The sequence below is a fragment of the Bacillus sp. MMSF_3353 genome, assembly GCF_030733445.1.
In the GTDB taxonomy this organism is placed as follows: Bacteria; Bacillota; Bacilli; order Bacillales; family Bacillaceae_G; genus Bacillus_A; species Bacillus_A wiedmannii.
Window position 1 is genome coordinate 1 of the sequence record NZ_JASHJA010000027.1, and the last position, 20,490, is coordinate 20,490.

The window sequence follows — 20,490 nt, forward strand, 5'->3', positions numbered from 1 at the left end:
CACGGAAGTTAAGCTCTCTAGCGCCGATGGTAGTTGGGACCTTGTCCCTGTGAGAGTAGGACGTCGCCAAGCAACTAAAAACACAAGTCTTTTGACTTGTGTTTTTTTCTGTTTTCAAAAAGTACGAAAAAAGAAGTAATGGTAATACAAACACGTTGCCCAAGGGTTAATCATATTATATAAGAGATGGATGTATATTTTTCTGTAAATTGTTAAGGAATAGAAGTATAAAATATGTCCATTTAAATAGGGAGGGAAGGTTATGAAAGCACAAAATGAAGTTTGTATTGTTTGTGAGACAGAAAGAAAAGAAGGGATATATGTTTATAATAATTTAATATGTTATGAATGTGAAAAGGATATGGTGAATACGGAGACAAATGATCCGAAGTATATATATTATTTAAAACAGCTTCGGAAATTAGAAGTATCATATTTTTAAATAGGCATATGCCTATTATTTTTTTTGTTCTGTATAATAGAGGAAGAATGAACTAATAAGGAAGAGATATAAATGAATCAAAATCGCATACCTTTATATGAGGCATTAACAGGGTTTAAAGAAAGAGAGCCGTTATCCTTTCATGTTCCAGGTCATAAAAATGGTTTAAACTTCCCTCAGGAAGCTGTAGGGGAGTTTAAAGATATACTATCTATCGATGTAACTGAGTTGTCAGGGTTAGATGATTTACATAGTCCGTTTGAATGTATAGATGAGGCACAACAGTTATTAGCTGATGTATATGGAGTGAACAAAAGTTATTTTTTAATTAATGGTTCAACGGTAGGGAACCTAGCAATGATTTTGTCTTGTTGTGGAGAACATGATATTGTTCTTGTACAAAGAAATTGTCATAAATCAATTATTAATGGTTTAAAATTAGCGGGCGCAAATCCAATTTTTTTAGATCCATGGATTGATGAAGCTTATAATGTACCAGTGGGAATTCATGATGAAATTATTAAGGAAGCAATTGAAAAATATCCAAATGCTAAAGCACTCATTTTAACGCATCCTAATTATTATGGTATGGGGATGGATCTAGAGGCAAGCATCGCTTATGCACATGCACATAAAATCCCTGTTTTAGTAGATGAAGCACATGGAGCCCATTTTTGTTTAGGGGGAGCATTTCCAAAGTCAGCATTAGCATATGGTGCAGATATTGTAGTTCATTCTGCACATAAAACATTACCCGCGATGACAATGGGGTCCTATTTACATATAAATAGTCGCTTAGTGAAAGAAGAAAAAGTTTCTACCTATTTAAGTATGCTACAATCTAGTAGTCCATCGTATCCAATTATGACTTCTCTTGATATTGCACGCTTTACAATAGCACGTATAAAAGAAAAGGGACATGATGAAATTGTCGAGTTTTTACGGGGATTTAAAGACGAATTGTGTTCTATTCCACAAATAGCTATTTTACAATATCCATTACAAGACGAGTTAAAGGTTACTGTACAGACACGTTGTCAGTTATCAGGATACGAATTACAGTCTGTATTTGAAAAGGTCGGTATATATACAGAAATGGCGGATCCATATAATGTCCTATTTATTTTGCCCTTGCAAGTAAATAAGGGGTATATGAAGGCTATAGAGATGATCCGAGAGGCATTGCAATATTATGAGGTGAAAGACAAGAAGGAATCTATTCGTTATACTTATAAAGGAGAATTTTCTCCTTTACCGTATACATATAAACAACTGGAAGGATATGAAACAAAAGTAGTATCTGTAGAAGAAGCAGTTGGGATGATAGCGGCAGAAATGGTAATTCCGTACCCACCTGGAATTCCATTGATTATGTATGGAGAAAGAATTACTTCAGAACATAAAGAGCAAATTATGTATTTAGAGCAATCAGGCGCTCGTTTTCAAGGTAGCACGAAATATATGAAAGTGTATGATATAGAAAGTAGGTTTTAGAATGAAGGGATTATTTGTAACAATTGAAGGTCCAGAAGGTTCGGGTAAAACAACGTTAATTAAAAGTTTATTGCCGTACTTTGAACAAAAAGAACAAAAGGTAATGGCGACGAGAGAACCAGGTGGCATTGCAATTTCAGAGGATATTAGAACAATTTTACATAAACAAGAATATACGATGATGGAGGCACGTACAGAGGCGCTTCTGTATGCTGCTGCACGTAGACAACATTTGGTGGAAAAGGTTATGCCGGCACTTAACGAGGACTACCTTGTATTATGTGATCGTTTTATAGATAGCTCTTTAGCGTATCAAGGATATGCAAGAGGATTAGGTATGGATAAAGTATTTGAAATAAATCGTTTCGCAACAGAGGACTGTATGCCTAGTTTAACGATTTACCTAGACATTGAACCAGAGATTGGTTTAGCTCGCATTGAAAAAGATGCAGGACGTGAAGTGAATCGATTAGATATGGAAGATATCTCTTTCCATAAACGTGTCCGTGAAGGATATTTACAAGTTGTAGAACGTTTCTCAGATCGTATTGTATTGGTAAATGCTGATCAACCAATGGAAAAACTTATAGAAGAAGTTGTTCAGATTATAGAAGATAAATTGTTATAATAGAAGGAAAGAATGAAATAAGTGAGGTATGCATTATGACGAAGACGTGGGAGCAGCTTTCTGCTATACAACCCATCGGTGTAAAAATGTTGATGAATAGCATTGCAAAAGAGCGTATATCCCACGCTTACTTGTTAGAGGGAGGGAAAGGGACTGGAAAGTTTGCAACGGCAATTCAAATGGCAAAGAGTTTCCTCTGTTCTGGGCGGAATGGGGTAGAGCCTTGTCACATATGTACAAATTGTAAGCGAATTGATTCAGGTAACCACCCTAACTTACATATTGTAAAACCAGACGGATTATCTATTAAGAAGCAGCAAATTCATGATTTACAAGAAGAGTTTTCAAAAACAGGATTAGAAGCAAATAAAAAAGTATATATTATTGAGCACGCAGATCGTATGACAGCAAATGCAGCGAATACACTTTTAAAATTTTTAGAAGAACCAAGTAGTGATACAACAGCTATTTTACTTACTGAACAAAGTCATCAAATTTTAAATACGATTTTATCTCGCTGTCAAGTTGTTACATTTAGACCGTTACCTACGGAATCTTTAATTAGAAGATTACAGGATGAAGGTATTACGGCATCTTTATCGACACTTGCTGCGCAACTCACGAATAGTTTTGATGAAGCTTTAGCTTTATGTAGTGATGAATGGTTTGCACAAGCACGAGCTTTAGTGATAAAATTATGTGAAGCGCTCGAAAAGGATAAAGCCTCTATTTTTTTTGTACAAGAAAAATGGGGGAAACACTTTAGAGAGAAAGAACAATTACAGCAAGGTTTAGATATGTTGCTCCTTATTTATAAGGATTTATTATATGTTCAACTTGGAGAAGAAGATCGTCTTGTTTTTCATGAGCAGAAAGAGATGTTTGAATCTTTCTCCTATGCTCAGAAGCGCATTGTATCAGCTCTCTTTAATATATTAGAGGCAAAAAATAGAATCAACGCTAATGTAAATGCGCAGCTTGTGTTCGAACAGTTAGTGTTGCGGTTGCAGGAGGGATGACCGTTTTGTATGATGTAGTAGGTGTTCGCTTTAAGAAGGCCGGAAAGGTGTATTACTTCGATCCGAATCAGTTCGATATCTCTGAAAATGAGTTTGTAATTGTAGAAACAGTAAGAGGTATTGAGTACGGAAAAGTAGTTATTACCAAAAAGCAAGTTGATGAAAACGACGTTGTATTACCGCTAAAAAAGGTTATTCGTATTGCAAATGAAAATGATCGTACCATTGTTGAAGAGAACAAACATGCTGCGAAAGAAGCATATCAAGTTTGTCAGCAAAAGGTAGTAGAGCATAATCTTGATATGAAACTTGTAGATGTAGAGTATACGTTCGATCGCAATAAGATTATTTTCTACTTTACTGCGGATGGTCGGATTGATTTCCGCGAACTAGTGAAGGACTTAGCGGCAATTTTTAGGACAAGAATTGAACTAAGACAAATTGGTGTTCGTGATGAAGCGAAGATGCTTGGTGGTATTGGTCCATGTGGTCGTATGCTTTGTTGTTCTACTTTTTTAGGAGATTTTGAACCTGTATCCATTAAGATGGCAAAGGATCAAAATTTATCATTAAATCCTGCAAAAATCTCTGGTTTATGTGGTCGCTTAATGTGTTGCTTAAAATATGAGAATGATGAATATGAGGCAGCAAAGGAACAACTTCCTGATTTAGATCAACGTATACAAACCCCGCATGGTACTGGCCGTGTTATCGGATTAAATATTTTAGAAAGATTAATTCAAGTGGAACTAGTAGACAAGGAACGGATAGTAGAATATACGTTAGATGAGTTAGTGAATAAAGGGGTCGTTTCGAGTCAAACCACAGATTAATGAGGTGGGTGCTTGTGGAGAAAAAAGATATTTTTGCATCGGTTTCTAGTATGGAAGAGCAAATTGGACATTTATACAAACAGTTGGGAGAATTAAAACAACATCTTGCAGAGTTGTTGGAAGAGAACCAACATATAAAAATGGAAAATGAAAATTTGCGACACCGCTTTGAAGAAGTGCAGATTAAGGAAAAACAAAAAACTCAAAAACGTAAAGAAGTGAAGCCGAAGACAACTGATATTGGCGAAGGCTACGATAATTTAGCAAGGCTATATCAAGAAGGTTTTCATATTTGTAATCTGCATTATGGAAGTGTACGTAAAGAGGGAGATTGTTTATTCTGCCTGTCATTTTTAAATAAAAAGTGAAATTACCTTTCCAATGATAATTGGAAAGGTAATTTTTTATACATGAGAGTAGAATGAAATATGTTTTTTTATTAGTAGAAGAAGAAATAGGGTAGGTTAAGTGTAAGAAAAGGAGTAACATATGAATTTATATGAAGATGAACGTTTAGATTACTTATTAGCGCAAGATATGAAGATTGTACAAAGCCCATCAGTATTCAATTTCTCGTTAGATGCTGTTTTACTTGCAGACTTTGCTTGGGTGCCAATTCAAAAAGGTAATGTACTTGATCTGTGTACAGGTAACGCAGTTGTCCCCCTTTTATTAAGTACAAGAACAAAGGGAAACATTACAGGTGTAGAAATTCAAGAACGTTTATATGATATGGGAATCAGAAGCGTTCAATACAATAAGTTAGAAGAAATAATTCACTTAATACATGGGGATTTGAAAGATATGCCGGAGAAACTTGGACGTCATCAATATGATGTAGTTACATGTAATCCCCCTTATTTTCAAACACCTGCAACTTCTGAGAAAAATATGAATGAACATTTAGCGATAGCTCGTCATGAAATTATGTGTACATTAGAGGATGTTGTATCTGCAAGTAGTCAATTAGTAAAGCAAGGTGGGAAAGTAGCATTTGTACATCGTCCAGGTCGTTTGCTAGATATTGTTACATTAATGCGTAAATACAAAATTGAACCAAAGCGTGTACGATTTGTTTATCCTAAGGCAGGGAAAGAAGCGAATACATTGTTAATTGAAGGGATTAAGGATGGAAACGCAGATTTGAAAATATTGCCACCCCTTTTTGTATATGAAGAAAATAATGAATATACAAAGGAGATTCGTTCAATTTTATATGGAGAAGAATAAGCATTGTTTTTATGTAGTAGAGTGCTCTGACGGAAGTTATTATGCAGGATATACAAATCATATAGAGAAGCGGATTCAGACCCATAATAGTGGAAAAGGGGCTAGGTATACGCGTGCTAGACTTCCTGTTGTTTTAAAATACATAGAATTTCATGAAGATAAGCGTACAGCTATGCAAGCAGAGTATTATTTTAAGCAGTTAAATAGAAAACAAAAAGAAGAATATATGCAAAAAGGAGAACGCTATGTGGCAACAAAAAAGCTTTCAACAAAATGAAAAGGGAGTTTTATATTTAGTACCAACTCCTATTGGAAATTTAGAAGATATGACATTTCGTGCAATCCGAATTTTAAAAGAAGCTGATTTAATTGCTGCTGAAGATACGAGACAAACGAAAAAACTTTGTAATTATTTCGAAATTGAAACCCCCGTTATGAGTTACCATGAGCATAATAAGGAAGTAAGTGGTAAGAAAATATTAGGGAAGTTAGACGAAGGAAAGACTGTAGCACTTGTTAGTGATGCTGGTATGCCTTGTATTTCCGATCCAGGTTACGATATTGTTGTAGAGGCTGTAGCAGAACAGTATCATGTAATCCCGCTTCCTGGGGCAAATGCAGCCCTTACAGCATTAATTGCATCAGGTCTTGAAACAAAACAATTTTATTTCTATGGATTTTTACAAAGAAATAAAAAAGAAAGAAAAATGGAGTTAGAGAAGCTTCGTTATGTACAAACTACAATGATGTTTTATGAAGCACCCCATCGTTTAGATGATACTTTAATCTCGATGCAAGAAGTGTTGGGAAATAGAGAAATTGTATTATGTCGAGAGTTAACGAAAAAATTTGAGGAATTTATTCGTGGAACAGTTGAGGAAGCAATTGAGTGGACGAAACAAAATGAAGTTCGTGGCGAGTTTTGTATTTTAGTAGCTGGTTCAACGGAAGAACCTACCCCAGAAGAACAATGGTGGGAATCTATTTCTGTATATGATCATATTGAACATTATATAAACGAAAAAGGTATGAATTCAAAAGAGGCAATAAAAACAGTCGCTAAAGATCGAGATTTGTCGAAACGCGATGTATATCAAATCTATCATGTCGATAAAAAATAAGCTTCTCATAATTGAGAAGCTTATTTTGCTGTTTCGATATAATCTTGAAGTTCGTTTAAGATTCGCTCAGCGCCTTCTTTGCTTAAGATAATTTTACCTTCAGCTAGAGATAGGTTACCATCAGATACTTCACCAGTTACTTGGCAAGTCATGTTTGGCTTATATTTTTTTAAGATGATTTTCTCGTCATCAACGTAGATTTCAAGAGCATCCTTTTCTGCAATACCTAAAGTACGGCGTAATTCGATTGGAATTACTACACGACCTAATTCATCAACTTTACGAACGATACCAGTAGATTTCATAATTCTTTTCCTCCTAAAGAAATAGTTTATAAGTTTCGAGTCTATTTTCTAGATTCGTCATTTTTCGACAAAATACCCTATGGACATATGATACCAATCATTTACATTTCCGTCAATTCTTTAATTCTATATTTTTTAAAAAGATTTATAGATTTCTTACTTCTTATATATAATAGAATGAGAGTAATTTCTACTATTATTTAACTTTATTTTCAGAAAAATTTATAGATTGTAAGTAAGGACTGTATATTTTCTTGAAATATGAGCAATAGATGATAAAGATATTAAGTATTAACTCATTTTTATCCCACTATTTGCCAATCAGTAAGATTCTAAATTTAAAATTTGGGTGGAGCAAAGAAGTTAAGTTGGAGTCGGATTGCTCGTAAAAGCCTGATTGTGCGGGCTAATAATCCGCAGGAGTGAACACCCCCACACAGATTAAAGTTTCACTTTATATATAAGTTTTTGATATACTATTTATAAATACATATGAGGTTATCCGGGAGGTCCAAAACAATGACAGAGGAAAATAAGTCCTTTTATATTACTACCCCAATTTATTATCCAAGTGGAAAATTACACATTGGACATGCTTATACAACAGTAGCAGGAGATGCGATGGCACGATATAAGCGTATGCAAGGATACAATGTTCATTATTTAACAGGAACTGATGAGCATGGACAGAAGATCCAAAAGAAAGCAGAAGAATTAAATGTTACACCACAAGCATATGTGGATAACATTGTTGCAGGAATTAAAGAACTTTGGGAGAAAATGGATATATCTTATGATGATTTTATTCGTACAACTGAAGATCGTCATAAAGATGTTGTTGAAAAAATCTTCAAGCAACTAGTAGATCAAGGTGATATTTATCTTGATGAATATGAAGGTTGGTATTCTGTACAAGATGAGACATTCTATACAGAGCATCAATTAGTAGATCCAATTATGGAAGGTGAAAAAGTAGTTGGAGGAAAAAGCCCAGATAGTGGTCATGATGTAGAACTTGTTCGTGAAGAATCGTATTTCTTTAGAATGGGTAAATATGTAAACAGACTATTAAAATTCTATGAAGATAATCCACATTTCATTCAGCCTGAGTCTCGTAAGAATGAGATGATTAATAACTTCATTAAACCAGGCCTAGAAGATTTAGCTGTTTCTCGTACTTCATTTGACTGGGGAGTTCGTGTTCCAGGTAACCCGAAACACGTTATTTACGTATGGGTTGACGCATTATCTAACTACATTACAGCATTAGGTTATGGAACAGAAAATGAAGAGATGTATAAGAAATTCTGGCCAGCTGATGTACATTTAGTTGGAAAAGAAATCGTTCGTTTCCATACAATTTATTGGCCAATCATTTTAATGGCATTAGATTTACCTCTTCCGAAAAAAATCTTTGCTCATGGTTGGATTTTAATGAAGGATGGAAAGATGAGTAAGTCAAAAGGAAACGTAGTAGATCCAGTTACTTTAATCGATCGTTACGGATTAGATGCATTACGTTATTACTTACTTCGTGAAGTTCCATTCGGATCTGATGGCGTATTCACACCAGAAGGATTTGTGGAGCGCATTAATTTCGATTTAGCAAATGACTTAGGTAACTTATTAAATCGTACAGTAGCTATGATTGATAAGTACTTTAACGGAGAAATCCCTGCATTTAAAGAAAATGTAACGGAATTCGATGAAACGTTAGTAACGTTTGCAAAAGATACATTGAAAAAAGTAGAAGAGGCAATGGAGAATATGGAATTCTCTGTAGCGCTAAGCTCAATTTGGCAATTGGTTAGCCGTGCAAATAAATATATTGATGAAACACAACCGTGGGTATTAGCGAAAGATGAGAATGATCGTGAAAAATTAGCTTCTGTAATGGCTCACTTAGCGGAGGTGCTTCGTCAAACAGGTATTATGCTTATGCCGTTCCTAACAGTAGCACCAAGTAAGATGTTTGCTCAGCTTGGACTTACTGAAGAGGCACATAAATCTTGGGAAAGCCTATCTACAATTGGCTGTATTCCAGCTGGAACAAAAGTAGAAAAAGGAAACCCGATTTTCCCGCGTTTAGAAATGGAAGTAGAAGTAGGGTACATTAAAGAACAAATGAAAAGCTCTGCTCCTAAAGTAGAAGAGAAAAAAGAAGAAGAACCGAAAGCAGAAGAAATTACAATTGATGATTTCTTTAAAGTAGAATTACGCGTAGCTGAAGTACTATCAGCTGAACCTGTGAAAAAAGCAGATAAGTTGTTAAAAATTCAGCTGGATTTAGGTACAGAAAAGCGTCAAGTTGTTTCAGGAATTGCAAAATTCTATTCGCCGGAAGACCTAAAAGGTAAAAAGGTTATTTGTGTAACAAACTTAAAACCTGTAAAATTACGCGGTGAATTATCACAAGGTATGATTTTAGCGGGTGAAGAGAATGGCGTATTGTCATTAGCATCAATCGACCAAAATCTACCAAATGGTACAAAAATCAAGTAATTAAGACAAGAAAAGAGATGTTTCACGTGTAACATGTGTGAAGCGTCTTTTTTCTTTTTACACTCTCTATTTTTGCATTAAAATTATAGTATTGTTATCGTTAAGTTATTAAAGAGCTTATTTTTTAGAATAAACTTGATTTCAATATAAAAGGAGTTATGTATTATGTTGTTTGATACACATTCACATTTGAATGCAGAGCAATTTGAAGAAGATTTGCAAGAGGTTATTGCACGAATGAAAGAAGCGGGAGTTACCTATACAGTTGTTGTTGGTTTTGATGAAGTAACGATAAAAAAGGCGATTGAATTAGCTGAAACTTATGATTTTATTTACGCTGCGGTTGGATGGCATCCAGTTGATGCAATTGACATGACAGAAGAACATCTAGCTTGGTTAGAAGAACTTGCTTCTCATCCTAAAGTCGTTGCACTTGGAGAGATGGGATTAGATTATCATTGGGATAAATCTCCAAAAGAAATACAGAAGGAAGTATTCCGTAAACAAATTGCATTAGCCAAAAAAGTGAAATTGCCGATTATTATACATAACCGCGATGCAACTCAAGATATTGTTGATATTCTAGAAGAGGAGAATGCAGCTGAAGTGGGAGGCATTATGCATTGCTTTAGCGGCAGCGTAGAAGTAGCAGAGCGATGTGTTGATATGAACTTTTTAATTTCATTAGGCGGACCAGTTACATTTAAAAATGCTAAGAAGCCGAAAGAAGTTGCTGTGGAGATTCCATTAGAGAAATTGTTAATAGAGACAGATTGTCCATATTTAACACCACATCCATTTCGAGGAAAACGAAATGAACCGAGTTATGTAAAACTCGTAGCAGAAGAAATTGCGAATTTAAAAGGAATTTCTTATGAGGAAGTAGCAGAAATAACAACAAAAAATGCAAAAGCTTTATTTGGTGTTGAATAAAAAGGAGTGGGAGAACCCATTCTTTTTTATTTTTGTGAAAAAATAAGGGCGAATGAGGAAGTGTTACAATAAGGAGAGAGAACAAAGTTTTGGACATTCTATTTTTTAAAATGTAAGAATGGGGAAAATAATAATGGAAAAGTCGTCATTTTTTTGTTTTACTAAGTAGAGACGAAACGAGTGTGGAGGCAAGCATGAAAATTAAAGAGATTATCGTTGTAGAAGGTAAAGATGATACAGTTGCGATTAAGCGTGCTGTTGATGCGGATACAATTGAAACGAACGGTTCAGCAATCGGTGATCATGTTATTGAGCAAGTTAAATTAGCGCTGCAAAAACGGGGCGTTATTATTTTCACAGATCCGGATTATCCTGGAGAGCGTATTCGAAAAATTATTTCTGATAAGGTGCCTGGATGTAAACATGCTTTTTTACCGAAGGAAGAAGCACTTGCCAAAAGGAAAAAGGGTGTCGGGATTGAACATGCTTCTAATGAATCAATTCGCCGTGCTTTAGAGAATATACATGAAGAAATGGAAGCTTACACAAGTGAAATTAGTTGGAGCGATTTAGTCGATGCAGGCTTAGTGGGCGGAGAAATGGCAAAGAGTCGCAGAGAAAGAATGGGTAAGCTATTAAAGATTGGTTATACAAACGCAAAACAGTTACATAAACGTTTACAAATGTTTCAAGTTTCAAAAGAATCTTTTGCAGAAGCTTATAAGCAAGTCATACAGGAGGAAAGAAAATGAAGGATATCGCAACGCCAAATCGTACGAAAGACATTGTTGAAAAGTATGGATTTTCATTCAAAAAAAGTTTAGGACAAAATTTTTTAATTGATACGAATGTATTAAATCGTATTGTCGATCACGCTGAAATTGGTTCAGAAAGTGGTGCAATTGAAATTGGACCAGGTATCGGTGCGTTAACAGAACAATTAGCGAAGCGTGCTAAAAAAGTAGTAGCTTTTGAAATTGATCAGAGGTTATTACCGATTTTAGATGAGACGTTAGCTCCATATAGCAACGTTACAGTTATAAATAAAGACGTACTAAAGGCAGATGTACATGAGGTGTTTAGTGAGCAATTTGAGGAAGGGCAAGATGTAATGGTAGTAGCGAACTTACCGTACTATATTACAACGCCAATTTTATTTAAATTGTTGGAAGAGAAATTACCGGTTCGTGGATTTGTTGTTATGATGCAAAAAGAAGTTGGAGATCGTTTAGCTGCTAAACCTGGAACGAAAGAGTATGGTTCTTTATCCATTGCTATTCAGTATTATACAGAGGTGGAAACAGTTATGACTGTACCACGTACAGTGTTTGTGCCACAACCAAATGTTGATTCTGCGATTATTCGTCTCCTAAAGCGCCCGAAACCAGTTGTAGAAGTAACAGATGAGACATTCTTCTTTGAAGTAGTACGAGCAAGTTTTGCACAGCGTCGTAAAACTTTAATGAATAATTTATCAAATAATTTAAATGGTTTCCCGAAAGATAAAGAGCTGTTGGATCGAATTTTAACAGAAGTGGGAATTGATCCAAAACGAAGAGGCGAAACGCTATCTATCGAGGAGTTTGCAACATTAAGTAATGCATTAGTTCTTCATAAATTGTCATAAGAATAGAAAAGGGACAGTTCAACTTGAACTGTCCCTTTTGTCACCTTTCCTCTCCTACATTCATACTTTAAAAACAGGTAAGATGGCCTAACGAGTTTGGAGGTAGGAGAATGGCTTTACATGTTGGAGAATTAGTGGAACGATATTCTCATAATAGGGATATCCTTTTTCGTATTATAGAAATAAAAGGCGAGATAGCTATATTATTTGGAGAGGAAATTAGACTGGTGGCAGATGCGCCACTTGAAGATTTAATTAGTATAGATCAACGAGAGCATAAAAAAAGAGCGAAGCGTGAGAAAGAAACGATGGAGCGTACGTATCGTTTGTTTCAACAAGATTATGTATTAATGAAACAAAGGCATGAACACACTTCAACGGGTGGATATACAAGTGAGGTGAATTATTTTCAAATGCCAGGACGTGTATTGCATATAGATGGGGACCCGTTATATTTGCGCAAGTGCTTAGACTTATATAATAAAATTGGTGTTCCTGTACAAGGTATTCATTGTAAAGAAACAGAGATGCATGAAAAGGTAGTAGATTTAATAGATCATTTTCGTCCAGACATTTTAGTTATTACGGGGCACGATGCATATACAAAATCAAAAGGGGTAAAGGGAGATTTAGCAGCATATAGGCATTCAAGGCATTTTGTACAGGCTGTTCGAGAAGTGAGAAAAAAATATCCATCATTGGATCAACTCGTTATTTTTGCTGGGGCATGCCAATCACACTTTGAAGCATTAATTCGAGCGGGTGCTAACTTTGCTAGTTCACCATCTAGAATTAATATTCACGCACTAGATCCTGTATATGTGGTTGGTAAAATTAGTTTTACGTCATTTATGGAAAGAGTAAATGTATGGGATGTTGTACGTAATACGATTACCGGCGAAAAGGGACTTGGCGGGATTGAGACGAGGGGGATTTTACGAACTGGATTACCCTTTCAACATTATGAAGAATAAGCAAGGTACATATGTATCTTGCTTTTTTGTATGGGAAGGATTTAAATCAGCTTGGATAAAAAGAGACAAGAACGCGCAGACTACATAATGATACTTTTACAATATAGTATTTCTTCTATCTATTTGAACGCATGATGCTTTTATAATGATATTGTCTGTGAGTTGCGGTTAATAATTGGGATAGATATATCGTGTTTTAAGTGTTCAATCTAAATTACAGCGAGGTGTAACGAAGTATATGTCAAAACGTTTAGATGAAATTAAAAGCGAATTAGATCACCATCTTGGACAGAGACTGATGTTAAAGGCGAATAGTGGGAGAAGAAAAACAGTAGAACAATCAGGTGTACTTGCAGAAACGTACCGTTCTGTTTTTGTTGTACAATTGGATCAGCAAGAAGATGCGTTGCAACGTGTATCATATAGCTATGCGGATGTTTTAACAGAGACAGTAGAGCTAACGTTTTATGGTGAACCTCATAATGAAGTGATTTTATAATTCATGTATCGTTACATATATTCCCACAAATGAAAAGCTATATTATTTTGCATACTAATTATACCGTAGCAAAATAAGGAGGGACTCTGCATTGAGTAGACGAAGAGGTGTCATGTCAAATCAATTTAAAGAAGAGCTTGCAAAAGAGCTAGGCTTTTATGATGTTGTTCAGAAAGAAGGATGGGGCGGAATTCGTGCGAAAGATGCTGGTAACATGGTGAAACGTGCTATAGAAATTGCAGAACAGCAATTAATGAAACAAAACCAGTAGTTGTAAGATACTTTCTATGCTACGGTAGCCGAGGAGTGATTCCTCGGCTTTTTGTACTCGAAAAGGTGCCATCATTTTACATAAGTAGTTTCATTCTGAATGCTTTTCGTTATAATTAGGGAAGTGTCATCGTCTTACTATAAATTTATGGTAAAATAAACGATAAAAGATTGAGTACATAGAGTGGGTGAATAGATTGAAGCTACTAGTGAAAGCACCAGCAAAGATTAATCTGTCGTTAGATGTACTGGGAAAAAGACAAGACGGATATCATGAAGTGAAAATGATTATGACAACAATTGATTTAGCGGATCGTTTAGAACTAATGGAATTAGCAGAAGACCGTATTGAAATTTTATCCCATAATCGGTATGTCCCAGACGACCAAAGAAACTTAGCTTATCAAGCAGCGAAATTATTAAAAGAGAAGTTTAATGTGAAAAAAGGCGTATCTATTACTATTGAAAAAACGATTCCAGTAGCAGCTGGATTAGCAGGTGGAAGTAGTGATGCAGCAGCGACATTACGTGGCCTTAATAAATTATGGAATTTAGGGCTTACAATTGATCAGTTAGCAGAGCTTGGCGCAAAAATCGGATCAGATGTATCGTTTTGTGTATATGGTGGGACAGCAATTGCCACTGGAAGAGGAGAGCAAATTGAGCACATAAAAACTCCACCTTCTTGTTGGGTTATTTTAGCAAAACCCCATATTGGTGTATCTACTGCTGATGTGTATGGAAATTTAAAGTTAAATCGAGTTACACATCCAAATGTAGAGAAAATGGTTAACGTCATAAATGCTGGGGACTACAAAGGGATTTGTGATACTGTTGGTAATGTTTTAGAAGATGTAACGTTTGCGATGCATCCTGAAGTTGCACGTATTAAGGCACAGATGAAGCGATTTGGGGCGGATGCCGTATTAATGAGTGGAAGTGGCCCAACCGTATTTGGTCTTGTGCACCATGATTCGCGAATGCATCGTATATATAACGGATTAAAAGGATTTTGTGAACAAGTATACGCAGTACGTTTATTAGGAGAGCGAGAAACGCTTGAATAAAGACGTATAATACGTTATGATTTGTTTAGAATATTCGTGATTTGAGGTGAGAGTATGAAAATTAGACGAAGTACAAGATTAGTCGATATGACGTATTACTTGTTACAAAACCCTCGTCAGCTAGTTTCTCTCACTTTTTTTGCTGAAAGGTATCAATCAGCTAAGTCTTCCATTAGTGAAGATTTAGTTATTATTAAGCAAACGTTTGAACAACAAGGGGTCGGCACATTGCAAACGGTACCAGGAGCAGCAGGAGGAGTGAAATATATACCATATATAAGTGAGGAAGAGGCAGATCTAATTATTGGTGAGCTTTGTAGCTTATTTGAAAATCCAGATCGTATTTTGCCTGGTGGTTACTTATATATGACAGATCTTTTAAGTAATCCTCGCCATATTAATGGCGCAGGTCGTTTGTTTGCTTCTGTTTTTGCTAGGCAACCAATTGATGCGGTTATGACGGTGGCAACGAAGGGGATTCCACTTGCTTATGCGGTGGCAAATTACTTAGATGTACCGGTAGTAATCGCAAGGAAAGATAATAAGGTAACAGAAGGCCCAACTGTTAGTATTAACTATGTATCAGGTTCTTCTAAGCGAATTCAAACAATGACGTTAGCAAAGCGTAGCCTTCCAGAGGGATCAAATGTTTTAATTATTGATGACTTCATGAAAGCTGGCGGGACAATTCAAGGTATGATGAGTATGTTAGAAGAGTTTAAGGCTAATGTTGTTGGTATTGGTGTATTAGTAGAATCCACGGATATTGAAGAACGACTAATTAATAATTTTGTATCATTAATTCGTCTATCAGAAGTTGATGTGAAAGAAAAAGCGATTCAAGTGGAAAAGGGAAATTATTCACTGGCACCATTTGATGAAGGGCTTGTAGAGGCTGAGTAAAAAGGTAAAGCAGATCGCTTTATCTTTTTTTTATTCTATTTATAAATTATAAAATAGATGGACAAACTGCTTTTCGTGCACTATTTTTAAAGAGTAAAAATAAATAATAAAAGGGTGGAAAAATATGAAAGTTGTTCAAACAAGCAATGCACCACAAGCAATTGGACCATATTCACAAGGGATTATTGTAAATAATATGTTTTACAGTTCAGGACAAATTCCGTTAACTGCAAGTGGAGAGCTTGTAGCAGGAGACGTGACAGTACAAACAGAGCAAGTATTTCAAAATTTACAAGCGGTATTAGAAGAAGCAGGTGCTTCATTTGATACAGTAGTAAAAACAACAGTATTCTTAAAAGATATGGATGATTTTAATGCTGTTAATGAAGTATATGGCTCTTATTTCTCTACTCATAAGCCAGCTCGTTCTTGTGTACAAGTAGCAAAATTACCGAAAGATGTTTCAATTGAAATCGAAGTAATTGCCCTAGTTAAGTAATCTTTTGTAAGCGATAACCTCCACTAATCTCTATATTCAATTACATTAAAAATTTTTATCTTAAAAATTTTTAAAAAATTAAAGGGAAAATAGAAATTTTGTGGAATTTATACAAATATATCGCTTATTTAGAAAAGGGTGGTGAACACAAGATGGAAGTGACTGACGTAAGATTACGCCGCGTAAACACAGAAGGCCGCATGAGAGCAATTGCCTCTATTACTCTAGACCATGAATTTGTTGTTCATGATATTCGTGTAATTGATGGTAATAATGGATTATTTGTAGCAATGCCAAGTAAACGTACTCCAGATGGAGAATTCCGTGACATTGCACATCCAATTAATTCTAATACACGCTCTAAAATTCAAGATGCGGTTTTAACAGAGTATCATCGTTTAGGCGAGTTAGAAGAGGTTGAGTTTGAAGAAGCGGGTGCTTCGTAAAATTCGAATGAAAAGGGCTTTTTAAAGAAATCCCTATAATTTTGCAACAAACTCCTGTAAGCATTTACAGGAGTTTGTTTTTTTTTGTGTGGTTTTATCTATTTTGTACGGAAAATTCTGAATTTATTAAAGTGAAGAGGAAAACTTCTAATTTTTTCAAAATCATTTTAAATAGTATAGCTTATTTCTTAAAAAAGATACTAAAGAGTAAAACATCGTATAAGAATTATGGTAAAATTTAATAGTTAAAATGTGTTTCTTGAAATATATGATGATTTAGGATAATATCGTTAATGGATAAATAGGTTGCGATGGAGGGTCTATATGTCAAACAGATTTGCAGTGATTCTAGCTGCAGGCAAAGGCACACGTATGAAGTCTAAGCTATACAAAGTGCTTCATCCTGTATGTGGAAAACCTATGGTACAACATGTTGTCGATCAAGTAACGCAATTAGGATTGCAGAAACTTGTAACAGTCGTAGGACATGGTGCTGAAATGGTACAAGAACAGCTAGGAAACGTAAGTGAGTTTGCATTACAAGCAGAACAACTTGGTACAGCACATGCTGTAGATCAAGCTGCAAGTGTACTTGCAAATGAAGAAGGAACAACTTTAGTTATTTGTGGTGATACGCCGCTAATAACTGCTGAAACGATGGAAGCATTGCTTCAGCAACATAAAGAAGCAGGGGCAATGGCAACGGTGCTAACAGCTTACATAGAAGAACCTGCTGGATATGGTCGTATCGTTCGTAATGAGAATGGTCATGTTGAAAAGATTGTTGAGCATAAGGATGCAAATGAGAAAGAATTAGCTATTAAAGAAATCAATACAGGTACGTATTGTTTTGATAATAAAGCTTTATTCGCCTCACTTTCTAAAGTTTCAAATGATAACGTACAAGGTGAATATTACCTGCCAGATGTTATTGAGATTTTAAAAAATGAAGGTCATATCGTATCGGCTTATCAAACAGAGCACTTCGATGAAACGTTAGGTGTTAACGACAGAGTCGCTCTATCGCAAGCGGAAATTATTATGAAAAACCGTATCAACCGTAAAAACATGGTAAATGGTGTTACAATTATTGATCCAAGTAACACGTATATTTCTGCTGATGCAATTATCGGTAGTGATACAGTTCTTCATCCAGGAACAATTATTGAGGGGAATACTGTAATTGGTTCTGATTGTGAAATTGGACCGCACACAGTAATTCGCGATAGTGAAATTGGAGATCGTACGACAATTCGACAATCTACTGTACATGATAGTAAACTTGGTACAGAAGTATCGGTTGGTCCATTTGCACATATTCGCCCAGATTCAGTTATTGGAGATGAAGTACGCGTTGGAAACTTCGTGGAAATCAAAAAAACTGTTTTTGGTAATAGAAGTAAAGCTTCACACTTAAGTTATATCGGGGATGCACAAGTTGGAGAAGACGTGAATCTTGGTTGTGGTTCAATTACGGTGAACTATGACGGTAAGAATAAATTCAAAACTGTGATTGGTAACGGGGTATTTATTGGATGTAATTCAAACCTTGTCGCTCCTGTAACAGTTGAAGATGGTGCTTATGTGGCAGCAGGCTCTACAATTACAGAGAATGTTCCATCAAAAGCATTATCTATAGCACGTGCACGTCAAGTTAACAAAGAAGACTATGTTGATCAATTGCTGAATAAGAAAAAATCATAATGTGGAGGGTTAATCTAGATGTCGACTCAATATCTAAATTCTAATTTGAAAGTATTCTCTTTAAACTCTAATAAGGAACTTGCTGAGCAAATTGCAAAGCACATTGGAGTAGGACTAGGAAAATGTTCTGTTGATCGTTTTAGTGATGGAGAAGTTCAAATTAACATTGAAGAAAGTATCCGTGGTTGCGATGTATTCATTATTCAATCTACAAGCTTCCCAGTAAACGAACATATCATGGAATTACTTATTATGATCGATGCATTAAAACGTGCATCTGCAAAAACAATTAATATTGTTATTCCTTACTATGGTTATGCGCGTCAAGACCGTAAAGCGCGTTCTCGTGAACCAATTACATCGAAACTTGTAGCAAACTTGCTTGAAACAGCAGGTGCAACTCGTGTAATCACTCTAGATTTACATGCTCCACAAATTCAAGGGTTCTTTGATATCCCAATCGACCACTTAATGGGTGTACCGATTCTTTCAGATTACTTTGAAACAAAAGGTCTTAAAGATATCGTAATCGTGTCACCAGACCACGGTGGGGTAACTCGTGCTAGAAAAATGGCAGATCGCCTAAAAGCACCAATCGCTATTATTGATAAGCGTCGTCCTCGTCCGAACGTATCAGAGGTAATGAACATTATCGGTAATATTGAAGGTAAAACAGCAATTTTAATTGATGACATCATTGATACAGCTGGTACAATTACATTAGCAGCAAACGCTCTTGTTGAGAACGGTGCTTCTGAAGTATATGCTTGCTGTACACACCCAGTATTATCTGGTCCAGCAATTGAGCGTATCCAAAACTCAAATATTAAAGAGTTAGTTGTAACGAACTCTATCGTATTACCAGAAGAGAAGAAAATCGACAAAGTACATGAACTTTCAGTTGCTCCACTAATCGGAGAAGCAATCATTCGTGTATACGAAGAAGAATCTGTAAGTGTATTATTCAATTAATTGGATAGAATGAGACGTAACCAAGATTGGTTACGTCTTTTCGTATCGAAAAAAGAAAGTAGTGGTACAAGAATGAAATTGATAGTAGGACTTGGGAACCCAGGTAGAGAATATGAATTAACAAGGCATAATATTGGATTTATGGCGATTGATGAACTTGCAAAGCGTTGGAATATTTCTTTGAATGAACAAAAATTTAAAGGAGTATTTGGTGCAGGATTTGTTAATGGAGAAAAAGTAATCTTATTAAAGCCACTTACATATATGAATTTATCTGGGGAAAGTATTCGACCACTCATGGATTACTATAAAATTGATGTTGAGGACTTCGTTGTTCTGTACGATGATTTAGACATCCCTGTAGGTAAATTACGCCTTCGTATGAAAGGTAGTGCTGGTGGACATAATGGTGTGAAATCAACAATTTCGCATTTAGGAACACAAGAGTTTCAACGTATCCGCATGGGAATTGATCGTCCGAAAAATGGCATGAAGGTAGTAGATTACGTATTAGGACGTTTTACATCGGAAGAAATTCCTGATGTGAGTCATTCTATTGAAAAAGCAGCGGATGCATGTGAAGAATGGTTAAATAAACCTTTTCTTCAAATCATGAATACCTTCAATAGTTAAGGGTATGATTGGGAATATTTTGTCTTGTTTTTACCCATACTAGTAGTAATTGGATTTTTAGGAGGCTAGTATGGAAGGGTATTATTATTGCAGACATTGCGGGAGTAATGTAGGCTCCGTTACTGCAGAAAAAGTGTATAGCGACGTTTTATTTCAACTAACAGAGCAAGAAGTAGTAGAGATGATTCATTTTCATGAGAATGGAAATATATATATAAAAACGATTTGTGAATCGTGTCAAGAAACGCTCGCATCTTATCCTGAGTATTATGAATATGAAAAATTTCTGCAATAAAATGTTGTCGCTTTGGCATGTCCAAAGCATTTTTCTGTTTTCTTTTTCCAAAATATTTGCATAAAATATAGTGGCTTGCTCTTTATGTTGAGAG

At 35.5% G+C, this 20,490-nt stretch carries 25 protein-coding genes; 24 read left to right on the top strand and 1 reads right to left on the bottom strand.

Annotation, left to right across the window (positions count from 1 at the left end):
• Nucleotides 1-262: 262 nt before the first annotated feature.
• From RBB48_RS26605 to rsmI, 9 genes are all read left to right on the top strand, one after another.
• The gene (locus RBB48_RS26605) at nt 263-442 is read left to right on the top strand and encodes a sigma factor G inhibitor Gin (RefSeq protein ID WP_000647291.1); all 180 of its coding nucleotides are present in this window, start codon (nt 263-265) and stop codon (nt 440-442) included.
• A 72-nt stretch (nt 443-514) separates the two neighbouring features.
• On the top strand, nt 515-1,936 hold the full coding sequence (locus RBB48_RS26610) for an aminotransferase class I/II-fold pyridoxal phosphate-dependent enzyme (RefSeq protein ID WP_088061450.1): 1,422 nt from the start codon (nt 515-517) through the stop codon (nt 1,934-1,936).
• Between the two features lies 1 nt (nt 1,937).
• Complete coding sequence (tmk, locus tag RBB48_RS26615; protein ID WP_000677225.1) at nt 1,938-2,564, top strand: dTMP kinase; 627 nt, start codon at nt 1,938-1,940, stop codon at nt 2,562-2,564.
• 35 nt (nt 2,565-2,599) lie between these two features.
• A complete protein-coding gene (gene holB, locus RBB48_RS26620; RefSeq protein ID WP_088061451.1) occupies nt 2,600-3,583 on the top strand; it encodes a DNA polymerase III subunit delta' in 984 nt (327 codons plus the stop codon).
• Between the two features lie 5 nt (nt 3,584-3,588).
• Nucleotides 3,589-4,416: a PSP1 domain-containing protein gene (locus RBB48_RS26625; RefSeq protein ID WP_000272429.1), complete on the top strand. Its 828-nt coding sequence runs from the start codon at nt 3,589-3,591 to the stop codon at nt 4,414-4,416.
• Nucleotides 4,417-4,430: 14 nt separating this feature from the next.
• Nucleotides 4,431-4,784: a DNA replication initiation control protein YabA gene (gene yabA / locus RBB48_RS26630; RefSeq protein WP_000412057.1), complete on the top strand. Its 354-nt coding sequence runs from the start codon at nt 4,431-4,433 to the stop codon at nt 4,782-4,784.
• Nucleotides 4,785-4,905: 121 nt separating this feature from the next.
• On the top strand, nt 4,906-5,646 hold the full coding sequence (locus tag RBB48_RS26635) for a tRNA1(Val) (adenine(37)-N6)-methyltransferase (protein ID WP_306008376.1): 741 nt from the start codon (nt 4,906-4,908) through the stop codon (nt 5,644-5,646).
• A complete protein-coding gene (locus RBB48_RS26640; RefSeq protein WP_000414343.1) occupies nt 5,633-5,923 on the top strand; it encodes a GIY-YIG nuclease family protein in 291 nt (96 codons plus the stop codon). The genes RBB48_RS26635 and RBB48_RS26640 overlap by 14 nt, the downstream gene beginning before the upstream one ends.
• Nucleotides 5,892-6,767 carry a 16S rRNA (cytidine(1402)-2'-O)-methyltransferase gene (rsmI, locus tag RBB48_RS26645; RefSeq protein ID WP_000267812.1) on the top strand — a complete coding sequence of 292 codons (876 nt, stop codon included), beginning with the start codon at nt 5,892-5,894 and terminating at the stop codon, nt 6,765-6,767. The genes RBB48_RS26640 and rsmI overlap by 32 nt, the downstream gene beginning before the upstream one ends.
• Before the next feature lie 20 nt (nt 6,768-6,787).
• Here the strand turns inward: rsmI and RBB48_RS26650 are convergent, their stop codons facing one another.
• Nucleotides 6,788-7,072: a transition state genes transcriptional regulator AbrB gene (locus RBB48_RS26650; protein ID WP_000843039.1), complete on the bottom strand. Its 285-nt coding sequence runs from the start codon at nt 7,070-7,072 to the stop codon at nt 6,788-6,790.
• 519 nt (nt 7,073-7,591) lie between these two features.
• Here RBB48_RS26650 and metG point away from each other — a divergent pair.
• From metG to RBB48_RS26725, 15 genes are all read left to right on the top strand, one after another.
• Nucleotides 7,592-9,574: a methionine--tRNA ligase gene (gene metG / locus RBB48_RS26655; RefSeq protein ID WP_098230161.1), complete on the top strand. Its 1,983-nt coding sequence runs from the start codon at nt 7,592-7,594 to the stop codon at nt 9,572-9,574.
• A gap of 165 nt (nt 9,575-9,739) precedes the next feature.
• Nucleotides 9,740-10,507 (top strand): TatD family hydrolase, encoded by a 768-nt coding sequence (locus RBB48_RS26660; RefSeq protein WP_000895836.1) that lies wholly within the window; start codon nt 9,740-9,742, stop codon nt 10,505-10,507.
• Between the two features lie 194 nt (nt 10,508-10,701).
• The gene (gene rnmV, locus RBB48_RS26665) at nt 10,702-11,259 is read left to right on the top strand and encodes a ribonuclease M5 (protein ID WP_000692830.1); all 558 of its coding nucleotides are present in this window, start codon (nt 10,702-10,704) and stop codon (nt 11,257-11,259) included.
• A complete protein-coding gene (gene rsmA, locus RBB48_RS26670) occupies nt 11,256-12,134 on the top strand; it encodes a 16S rRNA (adenine(1518)-N(6)/adenine(1519)-N(6))-dimethyltransferase RsmA (RefSeq protein WP_000651555.1) in 879 nt (292 codons plus the stop codon). The genes rnmV and rsmA overlap by 4 nt, the downstream gene beginning before the upstream one ends.
• 110 nt (nt 12,135-12,244) lie before the next feature.
• Entirely contained in the window at nt 12,245-13,108 is an 864-nt protein-coding gene (yabG, locus tag RBB48_RS26675; RefSeq protein ID WP_001173738.1) for a sporulation peptidase YabG, read from the top strand.
• A 238-nt stretch (nt 13,109-13,346) separates the two neighbouring features.
• The gene (gene veg / locus RBB48_RS26680; RefSeq protein ID WP_000044349.1) at nt 13,347-13,607 is read left to right on the top strand and encodes a biofilm formation stimulator Veg; all 261 of its coding nucleotides are present in this window, start codon (nt 13,347-13,349) and stop codon (nt 13,605-13,607) included.
• A gap of 91 nt (nt 13,608-13,698) precedes the next feature.
• A complete protein-coding gene (sspF, locus tag RBB48_RS26685; protein WP_001985066.1) occupies nt 13,699-13,878 on the top strand; it encodes an acid-soluble spore protein SspF in 180 nt (59 codons plus the stop codon).
• Nucleotides 13,879-14,074: 196 nt separating this feature from the next.
• On the top strand, nt 14,075-14,944 hold the full coding sequence (ispE, locus tag RBB48_RS26690; protein ID WP_137013689.1) for a 4-(cytidine 5'-diphospho)-2-C-methyl-D-erythritol kinase: 870 nt from the start codon (nt 14,075-14,077) through the stop codon (nt 14,942-14,944).
• A gap of 54 nt (nt 14,945-14,998) precedes the next feature.
• A complete protein-coding gene (gene purR / locus RBB48_RS26695) occupies nt 14,999-15,847 on the top strand; it encodes a pur operon repressor (RefSeq protein WP_000702481.1) in 849 nt (282 codons plus the stop codon).
• Between the two features lie 124 nt (nt 15,848-15,971).
• Nucleotides 15,972-16,346, top strand: a complete 375-nt coding sequence (locus RBB48_RS26700) for a RidA family protein (RefSeq protein ID WP_000869826.1) — start codon at nt 15,972-15,974, stop codon at nt 16,344-16,346.
• A gap of 152 nt (nt 16,347-16,498) precedes the next feature.
• Nucleotides 16,499-16,792, top strand: coding sequence for a septation regulator SpoVG (spoVG, locus tag RBB48_RS26705; protein WP_000454042.1), 294 nt, complete (start codon nt 16,499-16,501; stop codon nt 16,790-16,792).
• A gap of 324 nt (nt 16,793-17,116) precedes the next feature.
• Nucleotides 17,117-18,496: a bifunctional UDP-N-acetylglucosamine diphosphorylase/glucosamine-1-phosphate N-acetyltransferase GlmU gene (glmU, locus tag RBB48_RS26710; protein WP_088061459.1), complete on the top strand. Its 1,380-nt coding sequence runs from the start codon at nt 17,117-17,119 to the stop codon at nt 18,494-18,496.
• Between the two features lie 18 nt (nt 18,497-18,514).
• Nucleotides 18,515-19,468, top strand: coding sequence for a ribose-phosphate diphosphokinase (locus tag RBB48_RS26715; RefSeq protein WP_000107420.1), 954 nt, complete (start codon nt 18,515-18,517; stop codon nt 19,466-19,468).
• A 72-nt stretch (nt 19,469-19,540) separates the two neighbouring features.
• Nucleotides 19,541-20,101 carry an aminoacyl-tRNA hydrolase gene (pth, locus tag RBB48_RS26720; RefSeq protein ID WP_080377450.1) on the top strand — a complete coding sequence of 187 codons (561 nt, stop codon included), beginning with the start codon at nt 19,541-19,543 and terminating at the stop codon, nt 20,099-20,101.
• A gap of 70 nt (nt 20,102-20,171) precedes the next feature.
• Nucleotides 20,172-20,396 (top strand): anti-sigma-F factor Fin family protein, encoded by a 225-nt coding sequence (locus RBB48_RS26725; RefSeq protein ID WP_000399441.1) that lies wholly within the window; start codon nt 20,172-20,174, stop codon nt 20,394-20,396.
• Nucleotides 20,397-20,490 lie beyond the last annotated feature (94 nt).